Source organism: Mesorhizobium sp. Root695, from assembly GCF_001428185.1.
Taxonomy (GTDB): Bacteria; Pseudomonadota; Alphaproteobacteria; order Rhizobiales; family Rhizobiaceae; genus Mesorhizobium.
Genome location: NZ_LMHO01000012.1, coordinates 234,030 through 260,062 on the forward strand (window position 1 = coordinate 234,030; position 26,033 = coordinate 260,062).

Below are 26,033 nucleotides of genomic sequence, written 5' to 3' on the forward strand. Positions count from 1 at the left end.
GTATAATATGTACCTCACATAGCGTGTCTCTGGAGGTTACGCTGTGCTCGTGTGGCAAGCCGAGCCGATCGTGTTTTTGGGAGGAAATACCATGAGATTTGTAACTGTGGCGGCGCTCGCCGGCGCCGCAATGGTAGGCGTTGCCGTGTTGCCGGCAATGGCATCACCGGACGCGCCGGTCATCGCGCTCGCCAACGCCTATTATGGCAACACCTGGCGGCACCAGATGGTGGAAGCGTTCGAAGCCTCCGCCAAGGAAGCCAAGGCCGCCGGGCAGATCGCCGATTATATCGTCATGAACGGCGATGGGTCGGTGGCGCAGCAAAACAGCCAGATCGCGGAGCTGATCCTCAAGAAGGTCGACGTACTCGCCGTCGATGCCGCTTCGGAAACGGCGGTCAATGGCATCATCGAAAAGGCCTGCAAAGCCGGCATCATCGTCATCTCTTTCGATTCGGTGGCCTCGGCGCCCTGCAACTACCAGCTCAATTTCGACTTCAAGGGCTACAAGGCCACCCAGGCCGAGGCCGTCTTCAAGATGCTCGGCGGCAAGGGCAACATCCTGCAGGTGCGCGGCGTGAAGGGCTCGGCGCCCGACAACGACATGTTCAACGCGCAGCAGTCGGTGCTGGCGAAGTATCCCGATATCAAGGTGGTCGCGACCGTCTATGGCCAGGCGACCGCCTCGGTGGCGCAGGCGGCGATCGCCAATGTGCTGCCCTCATTGCCGCACGTCGACGCCGTGCTTGGCCAGGGCGGCAGCGACGATGTCGGCATCGCGCAGGCCTTCGTTCAGTATGGCGGCGACTACGCCGGCAAGATGCCGATCATCGAAGGCGGCGGCGGCACCGACTTCGTCAAATGGTGGGCGGATGAGAACGCCAAGAACGGCTACCAGACTGTGTCCATGAACACCACGCCAGGCATCGGCGGTGCTGCCTTCTGGCTCGGCCTGTCGCTGCTGAAAGGCGCCCAGGCGCCCAAGCTGATGATCATGCCGGTGGCGACGGTCGATGCCGGCAACCTCAAGGAATACGCCAAGCTGCCAGGCGGCCAGATCATCAGCCCAAGCTATTCGCTGGACTGGGTCAAGCAGAACCTGCTGAGCAAGTAACGCGAACCAGCGCTACAGGATCGGGCGGTGCCGGAGCACCGCCCGATCGTCGCCGTCGAAGAAACGGAGGACGAATGTCCCAGTCTGCCGTCGCCGATCAGGACAGGGCCGCGTTGGCGGCGCTTGCCGCCCCCGTCCGGCAAAGTGTCGTTTCGCTCACCGGGATAACCAAGAGCTTTGGCCCGACGCTCGCCAACGCAGGGATCGACCTCTGCGTCGGTGCCGGCAATGTGATCGGGCTGGTCGGCGGCAACGGCGCTGGAAAATCGACGCTGATGCGTATCCTGTGCGGCGCGATGTGGCCGACCCTAGGCTCGATTTCCTTCGCCGACGCACAGGTGAACTTCGCCGACTACGGCACCGCCGAGGCGCAGCGGCAAGGCATCCGCATGGTGCATCAGGAGCTTTCGCTCTGCGCCAACCTTTCGGTCGCCGAGAATTTCTTTCTGGAAACGCCTCAGGATGCGGCGGCCCGACCGGGGTGGAGAACGGTTTACAGGGCTCGGGCCCGCGCAGCACTCGACGCTGTCTTTCCAGGCAACGGCATCGATGCCGACGCCGAAGTCGGCCACCTCTCCATCGCCGAACGGCAGATGGTGGAGATCGCGCGCGCCGCGGCAACGCCCGGCGTCAGGCTGATCGTGCTCGATGAGCCGACATCGTCGCTCGATCTCGACCGCTCCAAGCAACTGAGAGCCTTCATTCGCGAACGGGCGAAGGCAGGGCTTGCCTTCATCTTCATTAGCCACAAGCTGCAGGAGATCATCGACATCGCCACCGAGATCGTGGTGCTGCGCAACGGCCGCACCGCGTGGCAGGGCGAGGTCGCGGACGCCTCGATCGGCGGACTGGTGCAGTTGATGGGCGGCGATGCCAATCCGGTGCACCAGCACGCCGTCTCCACCGCCTCCGCCCAGGATGTGCTGGTGCGGCTCTCCGGCCCGCTGACATCAGAACTCGGCCGCGACATCGAGATCGTGCGCGGCGAGATCGTCGGGCTGGCCGGCCTCGAAGGCAGCGGGCAGAAGGAGCTGCTGCATGGGATCTTCAGTCCCCACGCCAAGCAAAACGGCGCGGTCACAAGACATGCGCAGGCCGGCTTCATCGCCGGAGACCGGCAGAAGGAAGGCGTGTTCCCGCTGTGGAGCGTGCTAGGAAACATCAGCATCGGCGCACTGGCCCGCCGCCGGGCGCTGGGCCTGGTTTCCGATCGCGCCAACCGCGAGATGGCCGCTGGTGCCGCCAGCAAACTGCGGCTGGACGACAGCCGCTTCCAGTCCAACATCACCGAACTCAGCGGCGGCAATCAGCAAAAGGCGCTGGTCGCCCGAGCGCTGGTCGCCGACACCCCGATCATCCTGCTCGACGACCCGACGCGCGGCGTCGACATTGCCACCAAGCAGGATTTCTACCGGCTGTGCAACGAGATCGCGCGCAGCGGCCGCGCACTGGTCTGGCATACGACCGAGGATGCCGAACTGCTGGCCTGCGATCGCGTTCTGGTCTTTGCCGGCGGACGCATCGTCAGGGAACTCGCCGGCGATGCGATCACGGAACCGGCTGTTGTCGGCGCATCCTTCGCCCAACCGGCGGACAGGCACGCAACTGCCCGACACAAGGACGCGCCAGCGGCAAGGCTCGGCCGCAGGCTGGTGGATGCAGCGCCCTTCATCGGCCTCGCCGCCGTGCTGACCGTGATGATCTCAGCCAATCCCGCCGTCGCCTCGATCTTCGGGCTCGATCTACTGCTGATGCCGGCACTGTCGCTGGTGCTGGTGACGGCGGCGCAGATGTTCATCGTCGGCGGCAGCGAGATCGACCTCGGCGTCGGCGCCTTTGCCGGCCTCGTCAGCGTGCTCGGCGCCACGCTGCTTTACGACCAGCCATGGCTCGGCGCCCTGGCACTGGTGGCGGCGCTCGCCGCCTATGCCGGGCTTGGCGGGGTGATCCAGGCGCGCAAGATCCCAGCCATCGTCGTCACGCTCGGCGCCTCCTTCATCTGGGTGGGGCTGGGCTATGCGCTGCAGCCGACGCCCGGCGGGGCCAGCCCGGAATGGCTGTCGGCACTCTTCAGCTGGTCGCTCGGCTTCGTGCCCACCTCTATCATCCTCATCGCGGCCGTCGCGCTGATCGTCTTCGTCATCGACCGGCTGCCGCTCGGCGTGGTGCTGCGCGGGTTCGGCAACAACCCGACGGCGATGATCCGTTCGGGATGGTCGCCAACACGCTACGCGCTAGTGCGCTATCTGATTGCAGGGCTGTTTGCGAGTGCAGCCGGTCTGTCGCTGACGGCGATCAACACGGCGAGCGACATCAACTCCGGCAATTCGTTCACGCTGCTCAGCGTCGCCGCCGCTGTGATGGGCGGCTGCTCGCTGCTGGGGGGCATCATCTCGCCGGTCGGCGCCGTTGCCGGGGCGGTGACGCTGTCGCTGATCGGCGCGCTGCTCGGCACGCTGAACGTCAGCAGCGATTTCAACGCCGCGACGCAAGGCCTGATCCTGATCGCCCTTTTGACGTTGCACAGCCTGACCGCCGACCGCAGGAGCGAACAATGAACGCCCTGACCGCCTTTAGCCTCTGGTCGCAGAGAAACCGCTGGATCTGGGCGGCGATCGGCGTGTTGCTTCTGTGGCTGGTGCTGTCGATCGTCACCAATCGCTTCAGTCTGTCCAGCCTGTCGGGCATCATCTTGTCGGCGTCCTTCCTGACGATCGTCGGCATCGGCCAGATGTTCGTGGTGACGACCGGCCGCGGCAACATCGACCTGTCCGTTGCCTCGGTGATCACGCTTAGCGCCTTCGTCGCGCTGCTCACCATCAAGGGCGAGGATGCCAATCTCGCCATCGGCGTTGCCGCCGCGATCCTGCTCGGCCTTGCGGTCGGGGCGCTCAATTCGCTGCTAGTCGTCGGGCTCGGCATCCCGGCCATCATCGCTACGCTGGCGACCGGCTATGTGCTGGCCACCGCGACGTTGCTGTCGAACCGTGCGATCTCGGGCTTCACCGTCAGCCCGGCACTGAAATACCTGGCATCGGGCCGCATTTCCGGCGTGCCGGTCATGGCCGTCATCGCCATATCAGGTGTGGCGGCAACCTCCTTCGTGCTGCGCTACACGGTGTTCGGCCAGCTGTTGTCGGCGGTCGGCCAGAACCGCACTGCCGCGCGGCTCGCCGCCATCAGGACCGGCCCAGTGATCGCATCGGCCTTCATCATCTCGTCGGTGCTGGCGTCGCTCAACGGACTGCTGCTCGGCGCCTATATCGGCGGGGCCTTCCTTGAAATGGGCCAGCCCTACCTCTTGCAGTCGATCGCAGCGGTGGTGCTCGGCGGAACACTGATCTTCGGCGGCTCTGCAACCGCCGTCGGCACATTGTTCGCCAGCATCTTGCTGATCCTGATCGTCACCACCATGCAGATCATCGGCCTGCCTCCGGGCGCCCAGGACATCGTGCAGGGCATCGTCGTCATCTTCGTGCTGGCACTTGCCGGACGACAGGCGATGATACGGCGAGCGCCGGTCGAGCCGACAGGCGGCGACGCCGCGGTGCCGGCGGGAGACCGGCAGCCATGACTTGCACGCATTCACCCATTATCGGATTGCCAAAATCTGGTAGTGTGATTATACCACTTAATAAGTTGACGACGGGCGACACCGTCGATTGAGATCAGGAGTAGTGACCAGATGACAACGATTGCGCTGTTCGGTGCCGGCGGAAAAATGGGCTACCGCCTGTCGACCAATTTTCGCGGATCGCCCTACACGATACGCCATGTCGAGGTCAGCGATGCCGGCCGCGAACGGCTGAAAACCGGACTCGGGTTCGATACGGTCAGTGCCGACGAAGCGCTCAAGGGTGCCGATGTGGTGATCCTGGCCGTTCCCGACACGCATATCGGCAAGGTGGCGACCAGTATCGAGAGCAAGCTGGTATCAAGCACGATGGTGGTGGTGCTCGACGCGGCGGCACCCTTCGCCGGCCATCTGCCGAAGCGGCCGGACCTCACCTATTTCGTCACCCACCCCTGCCATCCACCGATCTTCAATGACGAGACAGACATGGCGGCCAAGAAGGACTATTTCGGCGGCGTCAAGGCCAAGCAGCATATGGTCAGCGCCTTGATGCAGGGACCGGAAGAGGATTACGCAAAGGGTGAGGCGATCGCGAAAATCATCTGGGCGCCGGTCATGCGTTCGCACCGCGTCACCGTCGACCAGATGGCGCTGCTGGAACCCGGCCTTTCGGAGACGGTGTGCGCCTCGCTGCTGGTGGTCATGAAGGAAGCCGTCGACGAGGTCGTGGCACGCGGCGTCGACAAGCAGGCGGCGCTCGACTTCCTGCTCGGCCATATGAACGTGCTCGGCGCCGTCATCTTCGGCGAGACCAAGGGCGTTTTCTCGGACGCCTGCAACAAGGCGATCGAGTTCGGCAAGCCGGTGCTGATGCGTGACGACTGGAAACGCGTGTTCGAGCCGGAAGAGATCGCCGCCAGCATTCAGCGCATCACCTGAAGAAACGACAGGCGCTTGCCGCAGCGCCTCGACGCGTCGGCGTACCGTTGCCGACGGTCGGTTGTCGCCGCTCATCAGGTACATATCACCTGAATTAGTGGTTGACTCATCATACCAGTTGGCTTAGCTGTTCATTGGCTCGGATCGACAGGGTTTCGCAGGGAGTTCCAAGCCTGGGCGAATGGGAGATGGCTGGGGAGCAACGACCCGTGGAGGGGAAGCCGGCAAACGGCTCTTTAGCCCGAGAGCGATCCGCCGCCCGCGCTGCCTGACGAATTCGGATGCCGACAGAGGCCTTGGTTGACCAAGGCAATTTTCAAACGGGAGGACTTCATGAAACTCACACGCAGAATGACGCTTGCGGCTTTCGCCGGCATGCTGGCGCTTGGCACGGCCGTTCCCGCCTACGCGGCGGATCTCATCGCCATCATCACGCCCTCGCACGACAATCCGTTCTTCAAGGCGGAAGCCGTCGGCGCCGAGGCCAAGGCCAAGGAACTCGGCTACGAGGCGCTGGTGCTGGTCCATGACGACGACGCCAACAAGCAGTCCGAGCTGATCGACACGGCGATCGGCCGTGGGGCCAAGGCGATCATCCTCGACAATGCCGGCGCCGACGCCACCGTCGCCGCCGTGCAGAAGGCCAAGGACGCAGGCATTCCGTCCTTCCTCATCGACCGCGAGATCAACGCCACCGGCGTCGCCGTCGCGCAGATCGTTTCCAACAACTACCAGGGCGCCCAGCTCGGCGCGCAGGAATTCGTCAAGCTGATGGGCGAGAAAGGCAATTTCGTCGAGCTGGTCGGCAAGGAATCCGACACCAATGCCGGCATTCGCTCCAAGGGGTATCACGACGTCATCGACGACTATCCGGACCTGAAGATGGTCGCCCAGCAGTCGGCCAACTGGAGCCAGACGGAAGCCTATTCCAAGATGGAATCGATCCTTCAGGCCAACCCCGACATCAAGGGCGTCATCTCCGGCAACGACACGATGGCGATGGGCGCCTATGCGGCACTTGCCGCGGCGAACCGCAAGGATGTCATCGTCGTCGGCTTCGACGGATCGAACGACGTGCGCGACTCCATCACGTCGGGCGGCATCAAGGCAACCGTGCTGCAGCCGGCCTTCGCGCAGGCGCAGATGGCAGTCGAGCAGGCCAACGACTTCATCAAGAACAAGAAATCGCCGGCCAAGGAAAAGCAGTTGATGGACTGCGTTCTGGTCAATGGCGACAATGCCGCCAAGCTGGAGACCTTCGCGCTGACGAACTGAGCTAGCGTGAGACGAATAGCGAGGGGCGAACCCTGGGGTCGCCCCTCGCCGCCATTTTCCGTGGGCCGCCCACGATGCTGACCGACAGGCCGCCATGCTGAACACCAAGCCGAACTGGCCGATCCTAGCCGTGATGGTCGGCATCAGCCTGACCGCCTGCAAGATTCTGCCTACGAAATCGGGAGACGCCGGCAACGCGCCCGCCTTCAATCCTGACAAGATGGTCGAGGAGATCTGGGCGGCAAAGGTCGTGCCCTATCTCCAGCAGAAAGCCGGACCGTTTCCAGAGGTTCACGCGTTGGCAACGACCGATGCCGCGGCCGCCGGCGCCAAATACGGCAATCCGAACAAGCAGGCGAACTCGCCGTGGACTTTCGCGGTTCGCCTGGAAGGCATGATCGTCGCGGCGAACACGCAGTCCCGCGCGGCGACGATCGATGTCGATGTGGACGGCGACGGCAAGGCTGATGCGCGGGTACAGATCGGACCGGCGGTGCGCGGGACGGCGCTGCGCGACAGCCTGGACTTCATCCAGTTCAACGACTTCACCAACCAGATCGACTTCGCCCAGTTCGGCAAGGCGTTCAACAGCTACGTCGACAAGACCGTGCTGGCCAAGCTGCCGCGCGAAGCGCTGGAAGGCCGCAGCGCCAAGGTGGTGGGCGCCTATACGCTGGGCAGCGGCCAGGATCTGCCGCTGGTGACGCCTGCGGAGGCAGAGATCGGGCCGAAACCATGAGCGCGGCCAGGGAGCGCGAAATCATCCTGAAGCTGGAGGACGTCTCCAAGGTCTACTCCGGCACCGTCGCGGTTAAGCGCGCCAATTTCGAGGTGCGCAAGGGCTCGGTCAACGTGCTGGTCGGCGAAAACGGTGCCGGCAAGTCGACGCTGATGAAGATCATCGCCGGTGTCGAACGACCGACAGCCGGTCGCATCCTGCTCGAGGGCGAAGAGGTTTCCTTCTCGTCATCCGGCGATGCGGTAAACCGCGGCATCGGCATGGTGTTCCAGGAGCTGAACCTGTTCGGCAACATGAGCGTTGCCGAGAACATTTTCGCAACCCGGGAGATCACCAACCGGTTTGGCAAGATCGACCGCAAGGAACAAGAAAACCGCGCGGGGGAATTTCTAGAACGACTGCAAGCGGGCATACGGCCCGACATGCTGGTCGAGGATCTGCGCATCGGACAGCAGCAGCTGGTCGAGATCGCCAAGGCCGTTTCGCTCGACGCGCGCATCCTGATCATGGACGAGCCGACTTCGGCGCTGAGTGCTGCGGAGGTCGAGATCCTGTTCAAGGTGATTGCCGACCTCAAGGCGCGCGGTGTGGCGATCGTCTACATTTCGCACCGGCTGGAAGAACTGATCCGCATTGGCGACTACATCACCGTGCTGCGCGACGGCCGCATCACCGGCCAGGAAGAGATGAAAAACGTCGACACGCAGTGGATCGTTCGCCAGATGATCGGCTCCGACGCCAAGGACTTCGCCAAGGCCGACGGCCATCTTCCGGGCGAGGAGATATTCCGCGCCGAGGAGATCTGCCTGCCGCGTGCCACTGGCGGGCTTGCCGTCGACCATGTCTCGCTGTCGTTGCACGCCGGCGAGATCCTCGGCATCTACGGCCTGATGGGTGCCGGTCGCAGCGAATTGTTTGACTGCATCATGGGCCGCCACGGCCATTCGACGGGCGCGATCTTCATTGGCGGCATTAAGGTCAAGGAGCGCGACACGACGCGTCGCATCCGGCGCGGCCTGGCGCTGATCCCCGAAGACCGCCAGCGCGAAGGGCTGGTGTCGATCCTATCGGTAGCCAGCAACCTGACGCTTGCCAGTCTGTCGCGATTTGCCCGCCTGTACCATATCCATGGCGCCGACGAAAGGCAGGCGGTGACGCAGATGGTGCGGGAACTGGCGATCAAGGTCGCCGACCCGGCGCAGGAAGTGTCTTCGCTGTCGGGCGGCAATCAGCAGAAGGTGGTGATCGGCAAGGCGCTGCTTACCGAACCCAAGGTGCTGTTGATGGACGAGCCCAGCCGCGGCATCGATGTCGGCGCCAAGGCCGACGTCTTCCGCACCATGCGCAAACTGTCCCGTGACGGTTTGGGGATATTGTTCGCCACCTCGGATCTCGATGAGGTGATGGCGCTGTCCGACCGCATCGCGGTGATGAGCAACGGAAAACTGACCGGCATGTTCGATCGCGCCGAGGCGACAGAGGCGGCACTCGTCGCTGCATCGGCGCTTGGCCACGGACCGGCCCCACACACGGAGAGCACCGCGCATGACTGACATCCCAGCCAAGGCGGCCACTCCCTCCGCTTCCAGCGGCTCCGTGCTGCTGACTCTGATGAAGCTCAGGACCTTCATCGCGCTCATCGCCGTCCTGATCTTCTTTTCGATCGCGGCGCCTAATTTCCTGTCGACCGCCAATTTGATCCTGATGTCGAAACACGTGGCGCTGAACGCGTTCCTGGCAATGGGCATGACCTTCGTCATCATCACCGGCGGCATCGACCTTTCGGTCGGTTCGATCGTCGGCCTGTGCGGCATGGTGGCCGGCTATCTCGTGCTCAACGGCATCGATCTGCAGATCGGCTACACCATCTATTTCAACGTCCTCGAGATCGCGCTGATCACGCTGGCGGTCGGCATATTGATCGGCGCCGTCAACGGATTGCTGATCACCAGGCTGAACGTCGCGCCGTTCATCGCCACGCTCGGCGTGCTCTATGTCGCGCGCGGCCTGGCGCTGCTGTCGTCGGATGGCCGCACCTTCCCCAACCTCGTCGGCAAGCCGGAGCTTGGCACCACCGGCTTCGGTTTCCTCGGTGCCGGCCGGCTGCTTGGCCTGCCGGTGGCGATCTGGATCCTGATCGTCGTTGCACTGGGAGCCGCCTATCTCGCTAAGTACACACCGCTCGGCCGTCACATCTTCGCCGTCGGCGGCAATGAACGGGCGTCGCGGATTTCGGGCGTCCGTGTCAACATGGTGAAAATGTTCGTCTATATGTTCTCCGGTTTCTGCGCGGCGATCGTCGGCCTGATCATCTCGTCCGAGCTGATGGCCTCGCATCCGGCGACAGGCGAAAGTTTCGAGCTCAACGCCATTGCGGCAGCAGTGCTCGGCGGCACCTCGATGTCGGGCGGCCGCGGCACGATCGGCGGCACCATCGTCGGCGCCTTCGTCATCGGCATCCTTTCGGACGGGTTGGTGATGATGGGTGTGAGTTCGTTCTGGCAAATGGTGATCAAGGGCCTCGTCATCATCGTTGCCGTCGTTGTCGACCAGGCGCAGCGCCGGCTGCAAAGTCGGGTGACACTGATGCAGATGGCGAAGGCGGGCTGACCATGACGGAATTGCGAGGAGCCCTGATTGGCTGCGGCTTCTTTGCCGTCAACCAGATGCATGCCTGGCGCGACATAGCAGGCACCTCTATCGTCGCCATCTGCGACCGTGATCCGGAGCGGCTCAAGGTCGTCGGCGACCAGTTCGGCATTGCGAAGCGCTATACCGATGCGGCGGAACTTTTTGCCGGCGAAAGCCTCGACTTCGTCGATATCGCCACCACCGCGCCCAGCCATCGTCCGCTTGTCGAAATGGCGGCCGCCCATCGCGTGCCGGCGATCTGCCAAAAACCATTCGCGCCGACGCTTGCCGATGCGAAGGCTATGGTGAAGACATGCGTGGAAGCCGGCGTGCCGCTGATGGTGCATGAGAATTTTCGCTGGCAGTCGCCGATCCAGGCGGTGCGCGCCGTGCTCGACAGCGTCGAGATCGGCACGCCTTTCTTCGGGCGCATCTCCTTTCGCTCCGCCTATGACGTGTTTTCCGGCCAGCCCTATCTGGCGACGGGAAAGCGCTTCATCATCGAAGACCTCGGCATCCACATCCTCGACATCGCCCGCTTTCTGCTCGGCGACGTGTCTGTCATCACCACGCGAACGGCGCGCATCAACCCCGGCATATCAGGCGAGGACGTCGCGACGATGCTGATGGATCACAACAGCGGTGCCACCTGTGTGGTCGACTGCAGCTACGCGACGAAACTCGCCACCGAGCCGTTTCCCGAGACGCTGATCGAGATCGACGGCAGCGACGGCACGATCCGCTTGGCGCAGGGTTACCGGCTCACCGTCACCGGCAAGAGCGGTACGAAGGTCACCGACATTTCGCCGTCGCTGCTGCCGTGGGCGTCGCGGCCCTGGCACAACATCCAGGAAAGCGTCGTCGCCATCCAGCAGCACTGGGTCGACTGCCTGGCGAAGGGGGTCGAACCGGCAACCTCGGGCGCCGACAACCTCAAAACGCTTGCGCTGGTCGAGGCCGCCTATGCCGGTGCCGCGAGCCGGCAACCGGTGCAGCTCGACGCGCTGCTGAAATGACCGCCGACGCCTTCCTTCTCCACGGCACGCGCGCCGTCGAGGCCGAGCCGGTCAGGCTCAGCGCAGGTGCGCTCAGCGCGGACTTCGTCAACGGCAATCTGCGCACCATCCGCCATGACGGCACCGAAGTGCTGCGCGCCATTGCCTATATCGTGCGCGACCGCGACTGGGGCACCTACGAGCCTGAACTGACCGGTCTGGTCATCGACCAGGGCGCTGACGCCTTCTCGGTCAGCTATTCGGCAAGCTGTATTGGACCCGGCGGAAGGCGCCTCGGCTTCCACGCTGCGATCAAAGGCTTCGCCGATGGCCGACTGGCCTTCGACGTCAACGCCCTTCCCGAAAGCGATTTCGAAACCAATCGCTGCGGCTTCTGCATCCTGCATCCGATCTCCGGCCTCGCTGGAAGCCCGGTGACGGTCGAGCACACCGATGGCAGCGTGGCGGCGACCAAGCTTCCGCTGCTGATCGACCCCTGGCAGCCTTTCAAGGATTTACGCGCGATCACCCACGGGGTACGGCCCGGCGTCAGTGCCGAATGCCGGATGGAGGGCGACACGTTCGAGATGGAGGACCAGCGCAACTGGTCCGACGCCTCCTACAAGACCTATGTGCGGCCGCTGGCATTGCCGTGGCCCTATGTGCTGCGGGGCGGCGAGCCCAATCGCCAAACGATCAGCCTGCGCATCGAGGGTGAAGGCAAAGCGCCGGCTGCCGCCGGGGCCGGCGAGCCGGTTCGCGTTGAACTCGGCGAGCTCGGTCCGGCACTGCCCGATGTCGGCGTGATCATCTATCCGGACGATATCGAGACGGCGCTGGCGAACCTGCCGCTGCTGTCGACGCTTGGCCCGCAACAGCTGCTGTTTCACTACGATCCGACGCGCGGCCACAGGCTCGACGCCTTGTGCGCTTTCGCCCGACTTGAAACTGCCTACACGGCCGAAACCACCCTCGAATGCGTCGTTGCCGGCGCGGGCGACCTCGACGCTGAACTTTCAGCCGTCGCCGGCATGGTGCGCCAAGCAGGGCTGAAACTCTCGGCCATCGCCGTCTCGCCTTCGGTCGACCGGCAGTCGACCCCGCCGGGCAGCACGTGGCCTGAATGCCCGCCGCTCGAAGACGTCTACGCCGCCGCGCGGCGCGCCTTTCCCGATATCCGCCTCGGTGGCGGCATGTTCAGCTATTTCACCGAGCTGAACCGCAAGCGAGTGCCGGCAGAGGAGCTCGATTTCGTCACCCATTGCACCTGCCCGATCGTGCATGCCGCCGACGATCTCAGCATTATGCAATCGCTGGAGGCGCTGCCTTTCATCACCCAATCGGCACGGGCGATCTTCGGGGCAAAGCCCTACCGGATCGGTCCGTCGACGATTGCCATGCGCCAGAACCCCTATGGCGGAGCGACCAAACCCAATCCAAGCGGACAACGTATCGCCATGGCCGATCGGGATCCGCGCCATGCCGGCCTGTTCGCGGCGGCATGGACGATCGGCTATGCCGCACGCGTCGCGCCCGCCGGACTGGAACAGCTCACGCTCTCCAGCTTCACTGGACCGTTCGGCGTGCTGGCGTCAGCCGGGGAACCCGTCACGGAAGGATCGCTCCGGCCGATCTTCAGGGCCATCAAGGGGCTTTGCGAACTGGCCGGCCTTGCGCATGTGACGGCGAGGACGAGCGATGAGACCAAGGTGCTGGCGCTGGCCGGGCGCTCGGCCTCGGGCGAAACTGTCGTGTGGCTGGCGAACCTGACGGCGGACGACGTGCCGGTCGACATTTCAGCTTTTGGCCGGGACCATCTCGTGATGACGCCTTACGCGATCGTCCGGATCGGTTGAAGTTACTTTTCGGAATTCATCACATAGAGGGCGCGCGAGCGTTCGAGATGCTTGATCATCGCTTTCTCGGCGCCGTCGGCATCCTTCTTCTCGATGCGGCCAATGATCTCTTCGTGCTCGGTCAGCGTGAACTGTTCCTTGCCGGTCCAGATTAGCATTTCGGTGTGATATTCCTTCAGCCAGCCAAGCATGGCCTCGCTGACGGCGACATAGATCGGGTTGCCCGATATCGCCGCGATCTGGGTATGGAATTTCATGTCGGCGGATATGAAGGCTTCGGAGTCGCCGCGAAAGCCCCGCTGTTCGGCAACGGTTGCCCTGAGCCGCTGCACATCCTCGGCGGTAGCCTTTTCGGCGGCTTCCCTGACCATGCCGCGCTCGAAGAAGATGCGCGCGGTCTTCAGGTGCTCAAGCGTGTCCTTCGACGACGACAGGATGATCTTGGCGGCGCCATCGACCTGCCTGATGATCGACTTGGCGGTCAGTTGCAGCACCTTGGCGCGTTCGCCATGCGAGATCGCGACCAGACCCATATTGCTCAGCGCCTGCATCGCCTCGCGAATCGCCGGCCTGCCGACCTCGAAGCGCTCCATCAGTTCGCGCTCAGACGGCATGTCGTCGCCCGGCATCAACTCGCCGCTGGTGATCAGACGCTTCAGCCGCAAGAAGACCTCGTCGGAAAGCTTGCGTCGGACAATCGGTTCCGAACGGTTCATCGTCGCGAATCACTCCCTTGACCGGCCCCTATTTAGCATTGCTGACGCGATTCCCGGAATGATTGTCCGTCAACCGGCCTTGTTTGGCGAGCAGGATATCGCTTGCAATACTTATGTACTCATTATACCAGATTTCGAGATCGGGGAACTTTATTCGAATGCATTCGGCCTGAGACAGCAGACCATGATCACCCTCACCTATCGCATCGAAACGCCTGGAAGCATCGAAGCGCTGGCGGCCAAGATCGCCAGCGACCAGTCGACCGGAACCTTCGTCGCGCTGCCCGGCGAGACCGAAGAGCTGAAGGCCCGGGTGGCGGCACGCGTGCTGGCGATCCGGCCTCTGCCCGACGCCGAGCGGTCGTCACTCCCCGATGGCGGCAACGGGCCGTTCAGGCGTGCGGATGTCGACATCGCCTTTCCGTTCGATGCCATCGGCACTGACCTTGCAGCGCTGATGACGATTGCCATCGGCGGCACCTATTCGATCAAGGACCTCACAGGCATCCGCGTCGTCGACCTGAAGCTGCCGGAGGATTTTCGCGGCGCGCATCCCGGCCCACAGTTCGGTGTCGCCGGCAGCCGCCGGCTGACCGGCGTGACGGACCGCCCGATCATCGGCACGATCGTCAAGCCGGCGCTCGGATTGCGGCCGCACGAGACGGCGGCAATGGTGGCGGAACTGATCGCTGCCGGCGTCGATTTCATCAAGGATGATGAAAAGCTGATGAGCCCGGCCTATTCTCCCCTGTCGGAACGGGTGAAGGCGATCATGCCGCTGATCCTCGACCACGAGCAGAAGACCGGCAAGAAGGTGATGTACGCCTTCGGCATCTCGCACGCCGACCCCGACGAGATGATGCGCAACCATGATCTGGTGGCGAAGGCCGGCGGCAATTGCGCGGTTATCAACATCAATTCGATCGGGTTCAGCGGCATGACGTTCCTGAGGAAGCGCTCCAGCCTGGTGCTACATGCCCATCGCAACGGCTGGGATATCCTCACCCGTCACCCCGGTCTCGGCATGGACTTCAAGGTCTGGCAGCAATTCTGGCGACTGCTCGGCGTCGACCAATTCCAGATCAACGGCATCGCCTCGAAATACTGGGAGCCGGATGACTCTTTCGTCGAATCCTTCAAGGCAGTGACGACACCGATCTTCTCGCCTGAGGACTGCGCCTTGCCAGTGGCGGGCTCCGGCCAGTGGGGCGGCCAAGCGCCGGAGACATATGCACGGACCGGCCGGACGGTCGATCTCCTTTACCTCTGCGGCGGCGGCATCGTCAGCCATCCGGACGGCCCGGGGGCCGGCGTGCGTGCCGTGCAGCAAGCCTGGCAAGCGGCCGTCGACGGCATTCCGCTAGCGGACTTCGCCCTGACCCATTCCGAACTGGCGCGGTCGATCGAAAAATTCGGCGACGGCAAGGCAGCCTGAAGCCATGCAAGACCTGCTTCTCAGCTATTATGGCGACGACCTGACCGGCTCGACCGACGTCATGGAGGCGCTCGAACTCGGCGGTGTGCCGACCGTGCTGTTCATGCGCCAGCCGGACGCAGCCTTGCTGTCGCGATTCGCGCTCTGCCAGGCGATCGGACTGGCCGGCACCAGCCGCAGCGAGACGCCGCAATGGATGGACACGCATCTGCGCGAAGCCTTTGCCTGGCTGAAAACGTTCAACGCCGCGATCTGCCACTACAAGGTCTGCTCGACCTTCGATTCCAGCCCGACGATCGGCAGCATCGGCCGGGCCATCGAGATCGGTCGCTCGGTCTTCGCGCAGGACAGCGTGCCGCTGCTGGTCGGCGCGCCGCAGCTCAAGCGCTACACCGCCTTCGGCCATCTGTTCGCCGCCTATCGCGACCAATATTTTCGCATCGACCGCCACCCGGTGATGAGCCGCCATCCGACAACGCCGATGGATGAGTCCGATCTGCTGATCCATCTGTCGCGGCAGACTGCGCTGAGCTCCGAGCTGGTCGACATCGCAACGCTACAGTCCGCGTCGCGGTCGGCGGCGTTCGATCGCCTGACCGGAAACGGCACCGCCATAGTGCTTGTCGATGTCGACAATCTGGAAACGCAGGCCCTGGCCGGCAAGGAGCTGTGGCGCATCCGCAAGCCAGGCGGTTCTTTTGTCGTCGGCTCGTCCGGGGTCGAGTATGCTTTGCTGGCCGAATGGGCGTCGAATGACATCGTCAGCGTTGGACCAGGCTTCACGCCGCCGGGCGTTGCCGACCGGATAGCCGTCATGTCGGGCAGTTGCTCGCCGACCACCGAACGACAGATCCGGCATGCCCTGACCGACGGTTTCGACGGCATCGAAATCGATCCGGTCGAACTGGTTTCGGAGGCTTCGGAGCAGGCGATCGCGCGCGCGACGGCAAGCGGCCGTGCCAGTCTGCAAGCCGGGCACAGCGTCATCCTCTACACCGCGCTTGGTCCCACTGCCGACAGGGGCGCCGAAATCGACCGGCAGGAAGGCGCCCGCCACAAGCTTGGCCGCGGCCTCGGCAAAATCCTTCGCGGTCTGACGATCGAACAGAGCCTGCGGCGCGTGGTCATCGCCGGCGGCGACACGTCGAGCCATGCACTCGGCGAGATGGGTGTCGATGCCCTGACAATTCGCATGCCGCTGCCCGCTTCGCCGGGTTCCCCACTTTGCGTTGCCCATTCGCGCGTCAAGGCGATCGACGGACTGGAGGTTGCGCTCAAGGGCGGCCAGGTCGGAACCGATCGCTATTTCTCAGCCATCCGCGATGGCCTCGGGGGTTGAAACAGCCAGTGCCTGCGTCCAGGTGCTAGCCGGCGGGAACATCTCAACGCGCGAAATGCTTCTTGCCGGGTGGAAATCCCGGTAACACCCGGTACTATCTGCGAAAATACCGAAATCGGGAGGATGCGGGTGCAGACCAAGAAGATCATCAACGACGGCAACCGCGCCGTCGACGAGATGCTGGAAGGCATCCTGGCAGCGCATCCCCGCCATCTCAAGAGCGTGGACGGCAGTCCACGCTCCATCATCGCCCGCGACGGACCGCGCCTGGGCAAGGTAGGCCTCGTGATTGGCGGCGGCTCGGGCCACGAGCCGAGCTTTCTCGGCTTCGTCGGCAAGGGGTTGGCTGACGCTGCGGCCATCGGCAATGTCTTCGCCTCGCCGCCGCCAGACCCGATCCTCGAATGCGCCAAGGCGGTCAGCGGCGGCGCCGGCGTCCTGTTCATGTACGGCAACTATGCCGGCGACGTGATGAATTTCGACATGGCCGCCGAGATGGCTGCGATGGATGACATCGAGGTGCGCACGGTGCTGAGCACCGACGATGTGGCCTCGGCGCCCCTTGGCGACAGGCACAAGAGGCGCGGCGTCGCCGGCAATTTCTTCATCTTCAAGGCGGCTGGCGCCGCCTGCGACAAGATGCTGTCCTTCGACGAATGCGAGCGCATCGCTGGCAAGGCCAACGACCATACCTTCACCATGGGCGTGGCCCTGTCGCCTTGTTCGCTGCCGCAGACCCGCCGGCCGAATTTCGAGATCGGGTCGGACGAGATGGAGATCGGCATGGGCATCCATGGCGAGCCCGGCATCGCGCGCGAAAAGTTGAAAACAGCCGACGAGATCACCGACGAGATGCTGGACAGGATCCTCGACGAGATGGCGCCGACGCGCGGTGACAAGGTCGCGGTGCTCGTCAACTCGCTGGGCTCGACGCCGCTGATGGAACTCTACATTATGAACCGGCGCGTGAAGCAGAGGCTCGATGACATCGGTGTGTCCATCCACGCAAGCTGGGTCGGCAATTACTGCACCTCGCTCGAGATGGCCGGGGCCTCGCTCACTCTGCATCGGCTGGACGGCGAGTTGCAGACGATGCTGGACCACCCTTGCGACTGCGCCATGTTTCGCGCCGGCTAAATCTGCTCCTCGTCAAGGGACAATAGCATGACGACAATCGACACCGCCCGCCTTGTTGCGATGTTCGCAGCGATCGCAACCGCCATGTCAGCCGACAGGGACCGGCTGTGCGCGCTTGACGGGGTTATCGGCGACGCCGACCACGGCATTGCGATGGAGCTTGGATTCTCCGCGGCACGCGATGCGGTAGCCGCACTGGATGCTGGCGCGACCGATCCGACCACTTTGCTCAACACGGCGGCAAAGTCGTTCCTGAACGCCGTCGGCGCCTCCTCGGGTCCGCTCTATGCCACCGCCTTCATGCGTGGCGCGGCGGCCGTCAAGGGCAAGACGACGCTTGACAACGCGGACGTGGTTGCCCTGTTCCAGGCCATGGCCAAGGGCATTCAGGATCGCGGCAAGTCCGTATCAGGCGAAAAGACGATGATCGATGCATGGGCGCCGGCAGCGCATGCGGCGGGCGAAGCGCTGGCCTCCGGCAAGGGTTTGGCGGGCAGTCTCGAGGCTGCGGGGCAGGCTGCAAAGGCGGGCGCGGAAGCGACCAAGGCGATGGTCGCCACCAAGGGCCGGGCATCGCGCCTCGGCGAGCGCTCGCTTGGCCATATCGACCCGGGCGCCGCGTCCGCCGTCACCGTGATCGAGGCGATGCGGATCGCCTTGACCAGTTAGCTCCGTAGCGGATCGCTTGCGCCTTTCAGCGCTTGGCGTCGAGCTTGTCGACGGCCTGCACGTTTGCGGCAGAGGGGCCGTTCGGATCGAACTCCGAGGCCAGCCACGCGTCGGCGATCGATTTCGCCAGTTCGGGACCGATGACGCGGGCACCCATGGTGATGATCTGGGCGTTGTTGGACTTGGCGGCGCGCTCCGCGGAATAGGTATCGTGGGTCAACGCGGCGCGAATGCCCGGCACCTTGTTGGCGGAGATGCTGACGCCGATGCCGGTGCCGCAAAACAGGATGGCCCGGTCGTAATTGCCGTCGAGAATTTCGTGACCGACCTTGGCGGCGATATCGGCGTAGAACCCGGCCTGGCTGAGGTCGACGACCTGCAGCTCCGGCTTGCTGGCGAGATGCTTGGCGATGACGTCGAGCAGCGGCTTGCCGGCACTGTCGGCTCCGAGTGCGATCTTCATGACAATAAACTCCTTTGCTTTTGTCTCTATCTCTTTGATTTGACGCAATTCCGGACGGAAAACCGCTTTACACTTTTCCTGGAATTGCTCTGGGTCAGCGCGCGATGGCGGCCGACGCCTTTTTCAGAATGTCGATATAGCCTTCCGCTTGCCACGCCGAGCGGCCAATGAACAGGCCATCGATATGCGGCTGACCGATCAGCTCAGCCGCATTGCCGGGATTGACGCTGCCGCCGTAAAGCACAGGCGGGGTAACCGGCAGCCGGTCGGCGGCGACCTTCTTGATCAGCGCCTGCTGCTTGTCGGCATAGTCGGCGCTTGCCGGGATGCCCTTCTCGCCGATTGCCCAGACGGGCTCGTAGGCAAAGAGGATTTCTGACTTCAGTTGATCGCCGCTCAGCTCTTGCAGCGCGCCGAGAACCTGCGCCGTCAACACCGCCTTGGCGCGGCCGGATTCACGCTCAGCCAGCGTCTCGCCGACGCAAATCAGCGGCACGAAGCCGTGCCTGACTGCGGCCGCCGTCTTCAGTCCGACAGTCGCATCCGTTTCGCTGAAATGCTCGCGGCGCTCACTATGGCCGAGTTCGATCAGGTCGAGCCCGCAATCCTTCAACATCACCGGCGAGACCTCGCCCGTCCAGGCGCCGGCGTCGGCCCAATGCATGTTCTGGGCGCCGACTTTCACGCGGGTCTTGGCCAGCGCCGCCTTGACTTGGCGCGCCGCGGTGAATGGCGGAATGACGAAAGGCTGTATCGCCTGATCGAAGTCAGGCACGAAGGCCGCCAGCGCATCCGCGAACTGCAACGCCTCCGCCAGTGTCTTGTTCATCTTCCAGCTCGTGCCGACCCAATATGGGGCCATTCATTTTCTCCTTCGATACTTTCGCGGCCGACATCGAAGCCGGCTCTCGGGCGACGTATTCGCTCAAGCTCGAGGCTTGAGACTGTCGCGGCCGCTGTCGATGTGAGGCGCCCAGAAATCCACCGACTCGCGGATCATCTCGATTACCTGATGATCCACCGGTTCCCTCTCCCTGAAGGAAAGTTCAAGGCAAATTTCGTTGTCGGTTCCGCCGCCCTGGCGAACCGCATCCAGCAGCTTTTGCGGAAGTATGCGGCCATCCTTGTTGTAAGCAGCCGTAAACGGCCAGTGGCCGCCCTTGTTCATGGACGACTGCTTGATGTGGATGATCGGCGATTGCAATGGAAATGCTTTCGCCCAGGCATAGGGATCGGTATCGGCGGGATCGGGTGAGGTCACGTCGCCATGATCGATATCCACCATCATCTTCATCGGCAGGGGCAGCTTCGCCGCATCGATGGCGCCTTGCAGCGTGATGCAGCTTTCGATCGTGTGGCCGAACTCGCGGCCGACCGACATCGGCTCCCAGAACAGATAGGACAGGCCCGCCGCCCTTGCGTGCTCGGCCACTTCGCGCCAGCATTCGAGCGCGATGTCGAGAAGCGCCGCCCGCCGTTGCGGATCGTCAAAGTCCTTGTAGGTGAATATGGCGAACTGTGTGCCCATGCCCGACGCGCCAAGTTCGGCGGAAATATCGGCAAACGTCTTGAACCAGTCGACATAGTAGCGCCGGACATCGGCATCCGGGTGGCCGAAATGGTTGAGCCGGCCATAGGGTCCGGTCATGCCGGAGGTGATCCGCACGCCGGTCCGCGCCAGGGCGCTGTTGAACCGGCGCAGGAATTTGGCAATCGTCGCCGCCGGCCAACCCGGATTGACGAATTCATGCGTCAGCTGCACGTCGCGGATGCCGATGCCATAGGCGATCGCGTCGATCAAATCGTCTGGATCGGCGAAGCGATTGACCAGAGGATTGGTGTTGAGGGAAAGCGTGAAGGCCATCAGTCTGCCGTCGCCATGATGTTACCGAACCAGTCTTCGAAAATCTCGCGCTCGGCTGCATTGATATGCAGGCCATGTTTGGTGCGGCGTTCCAGTATATCGGCTGATGTGCCGGCCCATTCGGTTTCAACCAGGAACCTAGCCTCCCGTTCATACAGATCGGGCCCGAAGCGGCGGCCGAGATCCGCCACGCTATGCGCGCCGGACAGCAATTGTCTGGCACGGGTGCCATAGGTTCGAGCGTAGTGCTTCACCAGCGACGGGCTGAGCCATGAAAACTCGGCATGCAAGCCGCTCAGGAACTGCTCGAAGTCCGCATTGGGCAGGTCGCCCCCCGGCAAGGGAATTTTGGCCGTCCAGGCTTTCTTCATCGTCGGAAAGAACGGTTGGATCTTTTCCAGCGCATGTTCGGACAGCTTGCGGAAGGTGGTGATCTTGCCACCGAACACCGAAAGCAGCGGCGCGTTGCCATTGGAGGCGTCGAGTTCGAAAATATAGTCGCGCGTCACCGCGCTTGGATTGTCGGCATTGTCGTCATAGAGTGGACGCACGCCCGAGAAACTGTAGACCACGTCCTGTGGCGTCAGCTGCCGCTTGAAATAGCGATTGACCACCTTGATCAGATAGTCGACTTCGCTTGCCTCGGCCGCCACTTCCTCGGGCCTGCCTTCGTAGGGAATGTCGGTGGTGCCGATCAGCGCCAGATCGTTCTCATACGGGTTGACGAAAATCACCCGCTTGTCGTTGTTCTGAATGAGATAGGCCTGCCGCCCCTCCCAGAATTTGGGCACGACGATATGGCTGCCTTTCACCAGACGAACATTGCGGGTGGAATTCTGCCCGGCGACGCGGCTGACAATGTCGTTGACCCAGGGGCCGGCTGCGTTGACCAGCGCACGCGCGCGGACTTTCGTTACCGCACCCGTGCGACCGTCTTGCATGTCGATCGACCATAATCCGTCTTCGCGGCGCGCCGCGACACAGGCTGTGCGCGTGAGCACCCTTGCGCCGCGCTGCTTGGCGTCCAGAGCGTTGAGCAGCACCAGGCGCGCATCGTCGACCCAGCAATCGGAATATTCGAAACCGCGCTTGAATTCATCCTTGATTGGCGCCCCCTCCGGCGCTGTCGCCAGGTTCAGCGTTCTTGTCCCCGGCAACCGCTTGCGGCCGCCAAGGTGGTCGTAGAGAAACAGTCCGAGCCGGACCAGCCATGCCGGCCTGTCTTGCGGGCTGTGCGGAAGGACGAAGCGCATCGGCCAGATGATGTGCGGCGCCGCCTCGAGCAGCACCTCGCGCTCGATCAATGCTTCGCGAACCAGCCTGAATTCATAATATTCGAGGTAGCGCAGGCCGCCATGCACCAGCTTGCCGGAGCGCGAACTGGTGCCTTGCGCGAGATCGTCCTTTTCGCACAGGATGACGGACAGCCCGCGACCTGCCGCATCACGCGCTATGCCGGCCCCATTGACGCCGCCGCCGATCACGAAGAGATCGACGACATCTGTTGTATTGCTCAAGATCTTGCTCCTGTGCGGTGCGCCATGCCCTTCCACACCGGCCGAAGCGCCCGGTGCGCCGCGACGAAGGAAGGGAAGAGCGCATCGTAGGTTTGCGACAGCGCCTCGTCATAGGCATCGCAGTCGCCGAGAAGCGGCGTCACCCACTCGGCCGCGCAGTCCTCCATGGAGCCATAGACGCCGAGCCCGACCGCGGCCATCATCGCGGCGCCCGCAGCGCCGGCTTCCTGGCGGCTGCTGGTGCGCACCTGCGCCCGGGTCGCCGCCGCGATGATGCGGCGTAGAGACGGGCTGCGCGCGGCGCCGCCCGACAGCCGGATCTCGCTCGGCACGGTGCCCATCGCCTGGTAGCAATCGCGTGCGGCGAAGGCCAACCCTTCGAGCACGGCACGCGCCAGATCGCCAAAGCCGTGCTTGACCGAAAGGCCGATAAAGCCCGCGCGTGCATCAGGATCGACGAACGGCCCTCTTTCGCCGGCCATCGATATATAAGGCTGGTAAATCAGCGATCCCGGCTCCGACGCCTCCACCCAGACATCAAGTGCCTTCAGCAACTCGTCATGAGAAGGTTTGCCGCCACCCGTGGCGAGCACGTCGCGCGCCAGACCAAGCAGCCAGTCGATGTTGAGCGTCGCCGCCATGTTGGACTGCAGTTGCGCATAGCCACCCGGAACAGGCATGGCGATCGTGTAGCCGGAGCCATCGCCGTTCAGCACGACATCGTCGGGAGTGGCGGCAAAGCGTGTGTGTATGCCGGTCGAGCCGATGACCGTGCAGCCGACATTGCCTGAGGGATCATAGAGGCCGGCTCCGAGAGCCGTCATGACCATATCCACGTAACCCAGCACCACCGGCGTGCCTTCGAGCAGGCCGGTCTCTGCTGCCGCCGATCGCGACAGCGGATGCTGGTCGGTGGTGCCTTCGAGCATGGGCGGCAGCAGGCGGCGGTGCGTCGTCAGATCCAGACTGTCGAGGACCTCGTCGGAATAGCTGCGCGACCGAAAATCACCGAAGGTGAAGGTTCCTTCGGACGGATCCGTGGCGCGTTCGCCCGTCATCTTGAAGTAGAGCCAATCCTTGCAATGCAGTGCGGTCGCCGCCCGCTCCAGCATGTCCGGATTGTTCTTTTTCATGAAGGCAAGCTGGGCACCCTGCTGGCAGGAATTAAGCCCCGTGCCGGTCAGCTCGAATCGCCTGCGATCCCGGGGATCGGCGCGCATCTCGTCCACCAGGTGTCCGGCGCGGGCGTCGAGCCACAGCCAGGCGCGCGAGACAGGCAAGCCGTCGCCATCGATCAGCCAGGTTCCGTCGCCCTGCCCGGTGATGGCAATCGCCGCGGTTCGTTGTGCGAGGTCGGGGACCTTGGCCGCGAGATCGCGAACGGTCCGCGCCATGTCGTGCCAGGTCTGATCGAGGTCCTGCTCGGCGCCGCCGCCTTCCAGCGTGACGAAGCTGTTGGGCACCGACGTCATGGCGAGCTGCTGCCCGGACAGATCGAAAGCGACCGATTTGATCACCGACGTTCCCGCGTCGATGCCGATCAGCAGGTCTTTCATGCCGCAAATTCCGGTTGGTTACGAAGGCAGTTCACTAGGGCAATCTCGTAGAAGAGGCAGGGAGTGTCCGCAAGGACACCCCCTGTGCAGGTTTCATTCCGACAGCACGAAGGGTGCGGTGTACTTGTCGACATTGTCCTTGGTGATGAGAAGGCAGTCGAACAGCTGCTTCTCGGTCGCCGCACCGGTGGCGCCCGTCTTGATAAACGAGTCCGCCTGCTGCACGGCCTTGGCCGAGAAGATGGCGACCGGCTGAAGCACGGTGTACTGCAGTTCACCGGACTTGATCGCCGCAACCGCGTCCGGGGAGCCGTCGAAGCCGCCGACCTTGATGCCAGCCAGCTTGCCTGCTTCCTTCAGTGCCGCAACCGCGCCGAGAGCCATTTCGTCATTGCCGCTGATCACGGCGATGATGTCGGGATTGGCCTGCAGCATGCTCTGCATCTTGTCGTGGCCCTGGGTGCGATCCCAGTTGGCGACCTGCGAAGCAACCTTTTCGAGATCCGGATACTGGCTCAGCACGGTCGCGTAACCGTTCGAGCGCGTGGCGGCGTTGTTGTCCGACGGGGCGCCGAGCAGTTCGACATATTTGCCCTTTTCACCGACTGCCTGCACCCACTGCTGGGCGCCGAGAGCGGCACCTTGCGCGTTGTTGGAGACGAGCTGACCCTTGGCGAGGCCTTCCTGGTTGATCTCGGCGTTGACGAGGAAAACCGGGATGTTGGCGGCAATCGCCTTCTTCACCGCGCCGACAGAGCCGTCGGCGTTGGCCGGATCGAGAATGATCGCCACCGACTTATTGGTGATGGCGGTGTCGATCAAATTGCTTTCCGTGTTGGTGTCGCCCTTGTGGGCGGCGACATTGGCCGTATAGCCAAGCTTCTCGGCTTCGGCCTTGGCGACGTTGCCCTCGGTCAGCCAGTACGGATTGGCCGGATCGTTGACGATGATCGAAATCAGGCCCGCGGCCGACGCGGCGGCCGTGAACCCGACGACCATCGCGGCGGCGAGCAGACTTTTCAGCATTGTTTTCATGTACATTCCTCCAATGATTACGCGGTGTTGCTGCCAGTCACCTGGCAGTCTTCCCTTGGGCAGGATTGGCCGTTTCGGCCTTCCCCCGTTTCTGAGAAGTCGGTTGGCCGCCCGTCGAAGCCGAGAGCTTGCTACGGCGGCGATACTGAACGGCATTGAGGAGCACGGCGAGCACAATGACGGCGCCGGTGAACACTGTCTGCCAGTAGGATGAGATGCCGATGATCACCAGACCATCGGACAGGAAGCCGATGACGAAGGCCCCGAGCAGGGTTCCGCGGATGTTGCCGCGCCCGCCGGTCAGCGCCGCGCCGCCGATGACGACGGCCGCGATGGCCGTCAATTCGTAGGTGGTGCCGGCGGTCGGCCCCGCCGACGTCAGCTGCGAGGATAGAATCAGGCCGGCAATGGCGGCGCAGATGCCTGACAGCACATAGACGGAAATCTGCACGGTCTTGACCGGAACACCGGACAGCTCGGCCGCGCGTTCATTGCCGCCCGAGGCGTAGAGCCAGCGCCCGAAAGCGGTGCGGTTCAGGACGATGCTGCCGATCAGCGCGATGACCGCGAGAACCACGACGCCGGTCGGCACGCCGAACAGGCGGTTGAAGCCAAGCGCATCGAAGCCGGTGTTTCCCAGCTCCGGCTTGCCGCCGAGATTGTTGTAGGTCAGGCCGCTAGTCATCAGCAACGCCAGGCCGCGCGCCATGTACATGACGCCGAGCGTCGCCACGAAGGCCGGAACCTTGAAGCGCGCGATGAGCACGCCGTTGATCAGCCCGACAGCAGCGCCCAGCATGCAGGCAATCACCGCGACCACCCAGACCGGCGGGTAGAGAACGATGCCCAGCCAGGTCAGCGTCACGCCTTGCATCAGGAAGCCGGCGACGACGCCGGCCAAGCCCAGCGTCGACCCTACCGACAGGTCGATGCCGCCATTGAGGATGACGAGCAGCATGCCGACCGCGAGAATTCCGAAGATGGCGACATGCGAGGCCATGGTCAGGAAATTCGCCACCGAGAGGTAGTAGGGCGACAGGATCGAGAAGACGACGATGATGACGATCAGGGCAAAGAAGGCCCGGCCCTCGAGCAGCAACTTGGCGAGATCGAAGCCTTCGCTCGCGCTTGGACTGGACTGTTTTCTGGCCTGGCTGACATCGGTCATGGTCTGGGCTC

At 63.5% G+C, this 26,033-nt stretch carries 22 protein-coding genes; 14 read left to right on the plus strand and 8 right to left on the minus strand.

Features of this window, described 5'->3' with window-relative positions:
• Nucleotides 1-91: 91 nt before the first annotated feature.
• The 10 genes from ASD99_RS14200 to ASD99_RS14245 all read left to right on the plus strand — a co-directional run bounded on the left by ASD99_RS14200 (nt 92) and on the right by ASD99_RS14245 (nt 13,123).
• The gene (locus ASD99_RS14200; RefSeq protein WP_056581764.1) at nt 92-1,114 is read left to right on the plus strand and encodes an ABC transporter substrate-binding protein; all 1,023 of its coding nucleotides are present in this window, start codon (nt 92-94) and stop codon (nt 1,112-1,114) included.
• 74 nt (nt 1,115-1,188) lie between these two features.
• Nucleotides 1,189-3,672 carry an ATP-binding cassette domain-containing protein gene (locus tag ASD99_RS14205; RefSeq protein WP_057144012.1) on the plus strand — a complete coding sequence of 828 codons (2,484 nt, stop codon included), beginning with the start codon at nt 1,189-1,191 and terminating at the stop codon, nt 3,670-3,672.
• Nucleotides 3,669-4,688: an ABC transporter permease gene (locus tag ASD99_RS14210; protein ID WP_056581766.1), complete on the plus strand. Its 1,020-nt coding sequence runs from the start codon at nt 3,669-3,671 to the stop codon at nt 4,686-4,688. Before ASD99_RS14205 ends, ASD99_RS14210 begins: the two co-directional genes overlap by 4 nt.
• Before the next feature lie 111 nt (nt 4,689-4,799).
• Entirely contained in the window at nt 4,800-5,627 is an 828-nt protein-coding gene (locus ASD99_RS14215; RefSeq protein ID WP_057144013.1) for a phosphogluconate dehydrogenase C-terminal domain-containing protein, read from the plus strand.
• A 333-nt stretch (nt 5,628-5,960) separates the two neighbouring features.
• The gene (locus tag ASD99_RS14220) at nt 5,961-6,902 is read left to right on the plus strand and encodes a D-ribose ABC transporter substrate-binding protein (RefSeq protein ID WP_024502459.1); all 942 of its coding nucleotides are present in this window, start codon (nt 5,961-5,963) and stop codon (nt 6,900-6,902) included.
• Between the two features lie 94 nt (nt 6,903-6,996).
• Nucleotides 6,997-7,641 carry a DUF2291 family protein gene (locus ASD99_RS14225; protein WP_056581768.1) on the plus strand — a complete coding sequence of 215 codons (645 nt, stop codon included), beginning with the start codon at nt 6,997-6,999 and terminating at the stop codon, nt 7,639-7,641.
• Nucleotides 7,638-9,194, plus strand: coding sequence for a sugar ABC transporter ATP-binding protein (locus tag ASD99_RS14230; RefSeq protein ID WP_057144014.1), 1,557 nt, complete (start codon nt 7,638-7,640; stop codon nt 9,192-9,194). Before ASD99_RS14225 ends, ASD99_RS14230 begins: the two co-directional genes overlap by 4 nt.
• Nucleotides 9,187-10,251, plus strand: coding sequence for an ABC transporter permease (locus ASD99_RS14235; protein ID WP_057144015.1), 1,065 nt, complete (start codon nt 9,187-9,189; stop codon nt 10,249-10,251). The genes ASD99_RS14230 and ASD99_RS14235 overlap by 8 nt, the downstream gene beginning before the upstream one ends.
• 2 nt (nt 10,252-10,253) lie before the next feature.
• Nucleotides 10,254-11,288, plus strand: coding sequence for a Gfo/Idh/MocA family protein (locus ASD99_RS14240; RefSeq protein WP_057144016.1), 1,035 nt, complete (start codon nt 10,254-10,256; stop codon nt 11,286-11,288).
• Nucleotides 11,285-13,123, plus strand: coding sequence for a hypothetical protein (locus ASD99_RS14245; protein WP_057144017.1), 1,839 nt, complete (start codon nt 11,285-11,287; stop codon nt 13,121-13,123). The genes ASD99_RS14240 and ASD99_RS14245 overlap by 4 nt, the downstream gene beginning before the upstream one ends.
• Before the next feature lie 2 nt (nt 13,124-13,125).
• Here ASD99_RS14245 and ASD99_RS14250 read toward each other — a convergent pair whose 3' ends face one another.
• Entirely contained in the window at nt 13,126-13,839 is a 714-nt protein-coding gene (locus ASD99_RS14250) for a transcriptional regulator NanR (protein ID WP_056581773.1), read from the minus strand.
• A 184-nt stretch (nt 13,840-14,023) separates the two neighbouring features.
• Between ASD99_RS14250 and oiaX the strand changes: the two genes are divergently transcribed.
• From oiaX to dhaL, 4 genes are all read left to right on the plus strand, one after another.
• Entirely contained in the window at nt 14,024-15,274 is a 1,251-nt protein-coding gene (gene oiaX / locus ASD99_RS14255) for a 3-oxo-isoapionate-4-phosphate decarboxylase OiaX (protein ID WP_057144117.1), read from the plus strand.
• Nucleotides 15,275-15,278: 4 nt separating this feature from the next.
• Entirely contained in the window at nt 15,279-16,613 is a 1,335-nt protein-coding gene (locus ASD99_RS14260) for a four-carbon acid sugar kinase family protein (protein ID WP_057144018.1), read from the plus strand.
• 129 nt (nt 16,614-16,742) lie between these two features.
• Entirely contained in the window at nt 16,743-17,750 is a 1,008-nt protein-coding gene (locus tag ASD99_RS14265) for a dihydroxyacetone kinase subunit DhaK (RefSeq protein WP_057144118.1), read from the plus strand.
• Between the two features lie 27 nt (nt 17,751-17,777).
• A complete protein-coding gene (gene dhaL / locus ASD99_RS14270) occupies nt 17,778-18,419 on the plus strand; it encodes a dihydroxyacetone kinase subunit DhaL (RefSeq protein WP_057144019.1) in 642 nt (213 codons plus the stop codon).
• A gap of 25 nt (nt 18,420-18,444) precedes the next feature.
• Here dhaL and ASD99_RS14275 read toward each other — a convergent pair whose 3' ends face one another.
• The 7 genes from ASD99_RS14275 to ASD99_RS14305 form a co-directional block, all read right to left on the minus strand.
• Complete coding sequence (locus ASD99_RS14275) at nt 18,445-18,882, minus strand: RpiB/LacA/LacB family sugar-phosphate isomerase (protein ID WP_056581936.1); 438 nt, start codon at nt 18,880-18,882, stop codon at nt 18,445-18,447.
• A 94-nt stretch (nt 18,883-18,976) separates the two neighbouring features.
• Complete coding sequence (locus tag ASD99_RS14280) at nt 18,977-19,744, minus strand: triose-phosphate isomerase (RefSeq protein WP_057144020.1); 768 nt, start codon at nt 19,742-19,744, stop codon at nt 18,977-18,979.
• A gap of 63 nt (nt 19,745-19,807) precedes the next feature.
• On the minus strand, nt 19,808-20,746 hold the full coding sequence (locus tag ASD99_RS14285) for a sugar phosphate isomerase/epimerase family protein (RefSeq protein WP_057144021.1): 939 nt from the start codon (nt 20,744-20,746) through the stop codon (nt 19,808-19,810).
• On the minus strand, nt 20,746-22,263 hold the full coding sequence (locus ASD99_RS14290) for a glycerol-3-phosphate dehydrogenase (RefSeq protein WP_057144022.1): 1,518 nt from the start codon (nt 22,261-22,263) through the stop codon (nt 20,746-20,748). The genes ASD99_RS14285 and ASD99_RS14290 overlap by 1 nt, the downstream gene beginning before the upstream one ends.
• A complete protein-coding gene (locus ASD99_RS14295) occupies nt 22,260-23,819 on the minus strand; it encodes an FGGY-family carbohydrate kinase (RefSeq protein WP_056581779.1) in 1,560 nt (519 codons plus the stop codon). The genes ASD99_RS14290 and ASD99_RS14295 overlap by 4 nt, the downstream gene beginning before the upstream one ends.
• 93 nt (nt 23,820-23,912) lie before the next feature.
• Nucleotides 23,913-24,854: a D-ribose ABC transporter substrate-binding protein gene (locus ASD99_RS14300; protein ID WP_082525202.1), complete on the minus strand. Its 942-nt coding sequence runs from the start codon at nt 24,852-24,854 to the stop codon at nt 23,913-23,915.
• A gap of 37 nt (nt 24,855-24,891) precedes the next feature.
• Entirely contained in the window at nt 24,892-26,022 is a 1,131-nt protein-coding gene (locus tag ASD99_RS14305; RefSeq protein ID WP_057144023.1) for an ABC transporter permease, read from the minus strand.
• Nucleotides 26,023-26,033 lie beyond the last annotated feature (11 nt).

Bases quoted from the DNA above. Each gene is read 5' to 3' on its own strand.
- ASD99_RS14200 (WP_056581764.1), top strand. From the start codon at position 92: ATGAGATTTGTAACTGTGGCGGCGCTCGCCGGCGCCGCAATGGTAGGC.
- ASD99_RS14205 (WP_057144012.1), top strand. From the start codon at position 1,189: ATGTCCCAGTCTGCCGTCGCCGATCAGGACAGGGCCGCGTTGGCGGCG.
- ASD99_RS14210 (WP_056581766.1), top strand. From the start codon at position 3,669: ATGAACGCCCTGACCGCCTTTAGCCTCTGGTCGCAGAGAAACCGCTGG.
- ASD99_RS14215 (WP_057144013.1), top strand. From the start codon at position 4,800: ATGACAACGATTGCGCTGTTCGGTGCCGGCGGAAAAATGGGCTACCGC.
- ASD99_RS14220 (WP_024502459.1), top strand. From the start codon at position 5,961: ATGAAACTCACACGCAGAATGACGCTTGCGGCTTTCGCCGGCATGCTG.
- ASD99_RS14225 (WP_056581768.1), top strand. From the start codon at position 6,997: ATGCTGAACACCAAGCCGAACTGGCCGATCCTAGCCGTGATGGTCGGC.
- ASD99_RS14230 (WP_057144014.1), top strand. From the start codon at position 7,638: ATGAGCGCGGCCAGGGAGCGCGAAATCATCCTGAAGCTGGAGGACGTC.
- ASD99_RS14235 (WP_057144015.1), top strand. From the start codon at position 9,187: ATGACTGACATCCCAGCCAAGGCGGCCACTCCCTCCGCTTCCAGCGGC.
- ASD99_RS14240 (WP_057144016.1), top strand. From the start codon at position 10,254: ATGACGGAATTGCGAGGAGCCCTGATTGGCTGCGGCTTCTTTGCCGTC.
- ASD99_RS14245 (WP_057144017.1), top strand. From the start codon at position 11,285: ATGACCGCCGACGCCTTCCTTCTCCACGGCACGCGCGCCGTCGAGGCC.
- ASD99_RS14250 (WP_056581773.1), bottom strand. From the start codon at position 13,839: ATGAACCGTTCGGAACCGATTGTCCGACGCAAGCTTTCCGACGAGGTC.
- oiaX (WP_057144117.1), top strand. From the start codon at position 14,024: ATGATCACCCTCACCTATCGCATCGAAACGCCTGGAAGCATCGAAGCG.
- ASD99_RS14260 (WP_057144018.1), top strand. From the start codon at position 15,279: ATGCAAGACCTGCTTCTCAGCTATTATGGCGACGACCTGACCGGCTCG.
- dhaL (WP_057144019.1), top strand. From the start codon at position 17,778: ATGACGACAATCGACACCGCCCGCCTTGTTGCGATGTTCGCAGCGATC.
- ASD99_RS14275 (WP_056581936.1), bottom strand. From the start codon at position 18,882: ATGAAGATCGCACTCGGAGCCGACAGTGCCGGCAAGCCGCTGCTCGAC.
- ASD99_RS14280 (WP_057144020.1), bottom strand. From the start codon at position 19,744: ATGGCCCCATATTGGGTCGGCACGAGCTGGAAGATGAACAAGACACTG.
- ASD99_RS14285 (WP_057144021.1), bottom strand. From the start codon at position 20,746: ATGGCCTTCACGCTTTCCCTCAACACCAATCCTCTGGTCAATCGCTTC.
- ASD99_RS14295 (WP_056581779.1), bottom strand. From the start codon at position 23,819: ATGAAAGACCTGCTGATCGGCATCGACGCGGGAACGTCGGTGATCAAA.
- ASD99_RS14300 (WP_082525202.1), bottom strand. From the start codon at position 24,854: ATGAAAACAATGCTGAAAAGTCTGCTCGCCGCCGCGATGGTCGTCGGG.
- ASD99_RS14305 (WP_057144023.1), bottom strand. From the start codon at position 26,022: ATGACCGATGTCAGCCAGGCCAGAAAACAGTCCAGTCCAAGCGCGAGC.